Annotated in this window: 3 protein-coding genes; 1 reads left to right on the forward strand and 2 read right to left on the reverse strand. The window is 63.2% G+C overall.

Translation table 11 applies throughout. The features are described from left to right. Positions 1-150: 150 nt before the first annotated feature. Together GNK13_RS02955 and GNK13_RS02960 are read right to left on the reverse strand one after the other, a co-directional pair. On the reverse strand, positions 151-3,459 hold the full coding sequence (locus GNK13_RS02955) for a multidrug efflux RND transporter permease subunit (protein WP_164100951.1): 3,309 nt from the start codon (positions 3,457-3,459) through the stop codon (positions 151-153). 103 nt (positions 3,460-3,562) lie between these two features. Continuing rightward, a complete protein-coding gene (locus GNK13_RS02960) occupies positions 3,563-5,017 on the reverse strand; it encodes an efflux RND transporter periplasmic adaptor subunit (RefSeq protein ID WP_235934740.1) in 1,455 nt (484 codons plus the stop codon). Between the two features lie 394 nt (positions 5,018-5,411). Here GNK13_RS02960 and GNK13_RS02965 point away from each other — a divergent pair, with 394 nt between their 5' ends. Then, a complete protein-coding gene (locus GNK13_RS02965) occupies positions 5,412-6,053 on the forward strand; it encodes a TetR/AcrR family transcriptional regulator (protein WP_164100952.1) in 642 nt (213 codons plus the stop codon). Positions 6,054-6,195 lie beyond the last annotated feature (142 nt).

Consider the following 6,195-nt stretch of genomic DNA (forward strand, 5'->3'; position numbering starts at 1 on the left):
CGGGTCAAACGCAGGCACGACAGCCTACGCCGAACTGGCAGCAGCTCCGGTCCCTGAGGCTCTGTCAGAAAGTGGAATCGCCACCCTCCTTATGGGCAACTCGCAGCAAGCGATCGGGGAGGGCATGGTTCCGACCTTCTGACGACAAACCTATTCCTCAGTCGGCTTCTCATCTGCTTTCTTCTCCGCCGCCGGTTCGTCTACCGTTGGCTCCGCCGGCGGGACCACCGGAGTCGCCGGCTCGACGGGATTCGGCTTTCGGGCGACCGGCTCCTTGCGAGGGGTTGCTTCCACGGCGGGCACCGCCGCCCCTTCCACGGCCACCGCGTTCGGGTCGCGGCTGAACCTCCGCAGCACATAGTAGAAGACGGGCGTGAGGAACAATCCGAACAGCGTCACGCCGAGCATCCCGCTGAACACCGCCGTCCCCAGGGCCCGCCGCATCTCACTCCCAGCCCCCGTGGCGATGACCAGCGGGACCACGCCCAGGATGAACGCGAACGCCGTCATCAGAATCGGCCGCAACCGCAACCGACAAGCCTCGACCGCCGCTTCGAATCGGGTCCGGCCTTCATCTTCCAACTGCTTCGCAAATTCAACGATCAGAATCGCATTCTTACAGGCCAGGGCGACGAGCACGACGAAGCCGATCTGGGTCAAAATATTATTGTCCATGCCGCGGAACCAAACGCCCGCAAGCGCGCACAAAATCGACATCGGCACGATCAGAATCACCGCCAATGGCAACAGCCAGCTCTCATACTGAGCTGCCAAAGCGAGAAACACGAACAGCACGCAGATCGCGAAAATGGCGACCGCCGTGTTGCCTTCGTTCGACTGCTGATAGGCCAAGTCGGTCCATTCGAAACCATACCCCGGCGGCAGCTTTTCGGCCGCGATCCGCTCCATCACTTCCAGCGCCTGACCGGAACTGAAGCCAGGCATCGTGCTGCCGCTGACGTCGGCTGCGGGGAACAGGTTGTAGCGGACGACGCGGTTCGGGGCGCTGATTCGTCGCACGTCCACGACGCTCCCGAGCGGAACGATGTCGCCGGTCGAACTCCGCGTCCGCAGCCGCAGAATATCCCCTTCCTCGTCTCGATATTCGGGCTCCGCTTGAGCGGTCACTCGGAACGTGCGGCCGAGAAAGTTGAAGTCATTGACATAGATCGAACCCAAGTAGATCTGCAACGTGTCGAACACGTTCCCCACCGGAATGTTCATCATCCGGACCTTGGTGCGATCGACATCGGTATAGAGCAGCGGCGTGTCGGCCCGGAAGGTGGAGTAGACCTGCGCCAATCCGGGAACTTGATTCGCCTCGGCCGCGATCGAACTGGCGATCCGCTGCAATTCCTCACCACCAGAGCCCGTGTAATCTTGCACCTGCATCTTAAATCCGCCCCCGGTCCCGATTCCAGGAACCGCCGGGGGTGGAATCACAAACACGATGGCTTCATTGATCGCCGCGACGCCTTGCCGCAGGTTGGCGAGAATCGCGGCCGAATCAATGCCTGCCTCCACACGTTTGTCGAACTTGTCCAGAATCACAAACACGGCCGCGGCGTTGGATGCGTTGCTGCGGGTCGCTCCCGAAAATCCCACGACGGAAACCGCGTGCCCGACGCCGGGCGTATTCAACGCCACGTCGCGCACCTTCTTGGCCACTGCGTCGGTCCGGTCGAGCGAGGCCGCACTCGGCAGCTCCAGCGAGATGATGAAGTACCCTTGGTCCTGGTCCGGGATGAAACCCATCGGGACGCGGTTGAACGCGAACCAGGTCATCCCCAGCAATCCCGCATAGATCAGCAGCGAAACAAAGCTCACTCGCAGCAGCCGCCCAATCACTCCCGCGTAGATGTTGGTCGTAAAGTCAAAGATGCGGTTGAAAATCTTGAAAAGCCAACCGAACAGCAAATGGCTCAGACGGTCGAGCAGGCTCGGCTTCGCCCCTTCCTCCTTCAGGAACAGCGCGCACATCGCCGGGCTGAGCGTCAGGGAGACGACCGCGGAGATCGCCGTCGAAACCGCGATCGTCACCGCGAATTGGCGGTAGAACTGTCCGGTGATTCCCTCGAGAAAGGCGGTCGGCACGAACACCGCGATCAGCACCAGCGTCATTGCGATCAGCGCCGAGCCGACCTCGTCCATCGTCTGGTGGGCCGCTTCCCGAGGCGACAGCCCTTTGGCCATCAAACGCTCGACGTTCTCCACCACCACGATCGCATCGTCGACCACGATTCCGATCGCCAATACGAGCCCGAACAGCGAGAGACTGTTCAGCGAAAACCCAATCGCCTGCATCGCGGCGAAGGTCCCGATCAACGAGACCGGGATCGCCACCAGGGGAATGATCACCGCCCGCCAATTCTGCAAGAACACAAACACTGTGAGAAACACCAGCAAGGCAGCTTCGAACAGCGTGTGATAAACCTGGTTGATCGAGTCGGCGACGTACTCGGTGGGATTATAGATGATGCGGTGCTCGAGCCCCGGCGGAAAATCGGCACTCAGCTCCTCCATCGTTGCAATGATTCCCTCGGCCGTTGAAATCGCGTTCGAGCCTGGCCGCTGGAAGATCCCCAATCCAACGCTGTTCGCCTCGTCGAGATAGCTGTTGGAAGTGTAGTCGACCGCGCCGAGCTCGATCCGCGCCACGTCGCGGACACGGACCAGTCGCCCGCCCTGATCCGCTTTGACGACGATGTCCCCGAATTCTTCCGCGGTCGTCAAGCGTCCTTGGCTGCTGACGTTGAACTGAAACGCCCCCGGATCGTCCAGCGGCGGTTGGCCGATGGCTCCCGATGCAACCTGCACGTTCTGTTCGCGGAGCGCTTGCACCACGTCGCTGGCGGTCAGCTCCAGCGAGGCGATCTTGTCCATGTCCAGCCACACCCGCATGCTGTACTCGCGGCTGCCAAAGACGGTCACGTTGCCCACCCCGTCGAGCCGCGCCAGCACGTCGCGAATCCGCAGGTTGGCGAAATTGCTGATATACAGCGAATCGCGCGTGTTGTCCGGTGATATCAAGTTGACCACCAGCAACAGGTCGGGAGAACTCTTGCGGGTCGTCACGCCAATCTGCCGGACCTCGCCTGGCAATTTGGGTTCCGCGATCGCGACGCGGTTCTGCACCAGAACCTGAGCCTCGTCCAGGTCGGTTCCCTGAGCGAACGTGACGTTGAGCGTCATCGTGCCGGTCGCCGTGGAACTCGACTCCATATACAGCATGTTCTCGACGCCGTTGATCTCCTGCTCGATCGGCGTCGCGACCGTCTCGGCAATCGTCTCGGCAGTCGCTCCCGCATAAGTCGCAGTGACCACGACCGTGGGCAGCGCGACCTCCGGATACTGGGACACCGGCAGGCTGTTGTAAGACAGCGCACCGATCAACACGATCAGGGTCGAAACCACTGTGGCGAAGATCGGCCGGTCGACAAAAAAGTGCGTGAATCGCATGGGAGCAAGAAGTGGTGGAGGTGCAGCGAGGCTGGAAAGTCGCGGTGTGGGGGCCGCGTGCGGGAGATGGAACGGGAGCTGAAGCGGTAGCTCGTCCGCCGCTTTAGCGAGTCTGAGGAGTGCCGGGGTCGTCTCCGACCGCGATCTCCGGCGCACGATTCGGGGCCAGTCCGGTTTGCGGCTCGACCGACAACCACCGCTCCCTCGGCACCGGCTCGAACGTGTCGGGCAGCTCGCCCTCCTCGACCCAAGCGAATTCTTCCGCCGGGGTCGGGTTCACGACCGCTCCCGGGCGAATCAGCTGGATCCCCGACGTCACCAACCGATCCTCCTCGCTCAGCCCTTCGCGAACGATCCGCAGCCCGTGACTCATCGGTCCCAGCTCGACCGTCCGCCGCTCGATCGTGTCACCGTCACCGAGCACGTACACGAACGTCTCCGACTGATCGGTCCCCACCGCCGAGTCGGGAATCAGAATCGTTTCCGCCGGGTTGCCTCCCGGCAGCCGGACTTCGGCGAACAGCCCCGGAGTGAGCAGCCCATAGGGGTTCGGGAAGATTGCTCGAAACCGCTGCGTTCCGGTGTTCGGATCGACGCGGTTGTCGACAAAGTCCAAGTGTCCCACGTGCGGGAACCCCTGTTCGTCGGTCAGCCGCATGAAGACCGGCGTGCGATAGTCACCCTCGCGAGCATTGGCCCGCTTGCCAGCCTCCACCATCCGGGTGTAACGCAGCACTTCCCGCTCGTTCGCGTCGAAGTAGCAGTGGATGGGGTTGAGCGAGACGATCGTCGTCAGCAGCGTCGCTTGGGCCGATCCGCCGTTGACGAAGTTGCCGGGAGTGACCAGCCGATTGCTGATCCGGCCGTCGATCGGAGCAACGATCCGCGTGTAGCTGAGTTCCAACTGAGCCGTGTCGACCGCTTCCTCGGAGACGATGATCGAAGCCTTGGCGGTCTCCACGTTTGCCGCGGCCGCCTCGACGTTCGCTTCGGCCGCAGCCACGTCGGCATTGGCCTGCACCAACTCGCTCGCCCGTTGGTCGTACTCCTCCTGGCTCATGGCGTTCTGCCGGACCAGGTTGTTGGCCCGCTCGATCCGCTGCTGGGCCAGTCGTGCGGCCGCATCGGCCTGCGCTTTCTGAGCCTTTGCCTGCCCCAACAGCGACTCGGCCCGTTTGCGTTCGGCCCGCGCCTCGTCGAGCTTTGCGACCGCGCTCTCGCGGGCCGCCTCGAGCGGGCGAGGGTCGATGACGAACAGCAGATCGCCCGCCTGGACGTCCTGCCCTTCGGCAAAATGGATCGACTGCAAGTGCCCGCCGACCCGCGCCCGGACGTCCACCGCCTGCACGGCGGCTAAGCGACCGGTGTATTTGTCCCACTCGACGATCGATCTCCGCAGCGGGTTTGCGACCGAGACCGTCGGCGGCGGCATCTCCATCGGTCCGGCTTGCTCTGCCGCCGGTCGGCAGCCCGCGACCCCCACCAGCAGCAGCCCTAGCAGCAGCAGCCCTCGCAGCACCAAGCCGCTTCCCCGTCTGCCCGACAACCTACCTAACATGCTTCTCATTCCTTGGATTTTGATCGAACGCTGCGGGCCGCCACACTGGGCCACCAAACTGGCCCGCCACACGGGGCCGAGGCGCTAAATGGGAGCGGTCCGCGCGCCCCTGGGTTCGCCCGAGACCGACCCCTCTGCGGCCACCGTCCCCTGCCGCGACCGGAAACGCCGCTACAGAAGGCCTCTCCGACCGCACTTTCCCCCGCCGGAGCGTGGCAGAGGCTGGCTCACCTCCTCCCGCCGAGCCGACACGAACTCCGACCGTCAACCTTCACGTAGAGTAAACTACACCGTAGAGTTTACCTGTGGTTGGGGGAAAGTAAACGCTGCCTCGGAGCCGCTGGGATCGGAAAATTCGCCGTGACGCAGGAAACGCCGTGACGCAGGAAACGCCGTGACGCAGGAACAAGGGACGCAGCAGGAGCATCCGGCTCGTCCGCGGTTGAGTGCCCGCAAGCACACCAAAATTCTCGAAGCCGCCGTGAGCGAATTCCGCTCGCGGGGCTACGACAATACGAGCATGGACCGGGTCGCCGAAGTGGCGGAGGTCTCCAAGCGGACCGTCTACAACCACTTCAGCAGCAAAGAGGCGTTGTTCGAAGCGATGGTTCAGCGGCTCAAACAGCGGTGCATGGCGAGCGACGACGCGCCCTTCGACCCCCAAGTACCGCTCGAGACCCAGCTGCACGCGATCGCTCGGAAGGTGATTGAGAGCAACGTGTCGGACGACTTCCAGGCCCTTTCGCGGGTCATCCTGGCCCGCTTCCTGCACGCCCCGGAACTTGCTCGCGAGATGCTCGGCGAAGCGGAAGAGTTCAGCGTTGGGGTCGCGACCTGGATCCGGGCGGCTTGCGAGGGGGGGCAGCTGACGGTCCCCGATCCCGACTTGGCCGCCAAACAATTCAAAGGGCTGCTCGCCGCCTCCACCTTCTGGCCGCAGGTCATCGGCCGGCAGCCGCGGCCGAGCCCGGAGGAACAGGAAGCGATCGCCGCCTCGACGGTCGCGATGTTCCTCGATCACTACCGCAAGCGTTAGGGACTGCAAGCGTTAGGGGCCGCAAGCTGGACAGTGCCACTTAGGTTGGGTTCGGAGCAGGACGGCTCGCGGAAAAATCGTTTAACGGCAAGCCGAAGGCGACTGCTTTTTAAAACACAGTCGCCTTCGGCTTGCCGTTAAA

The organism is Candidatus Laterigemmans baculatus (assembly GCF_010367455.1).
In the GTDB taxonomy this organism is placed as follows: domain Bacteria; phylum Planctomycetota; class Planctomycetia; order Pirellulales; family Pirellulaceae; genus Laterigemmans; species Laterigemmans baculatus.

Bases quoted from the DNA above. Each gene is read 5' to 3' on its own strand.
- GNK13_RS02960 (WP_235934740.1), bottom strand. From the start codon at position 5,017: ATGTTAGGTAGGTTGTCGGGCAGACGGGGAAGCGGCTTGGTGCTGCGA.
- GNK13_RS02955 (WP_164100951.1), bottom strand. From the start codon at position 3,459: ATGCGATTCACGCACTTTTTTGTCGACCGGCCGATCTTCGCCACAGTG.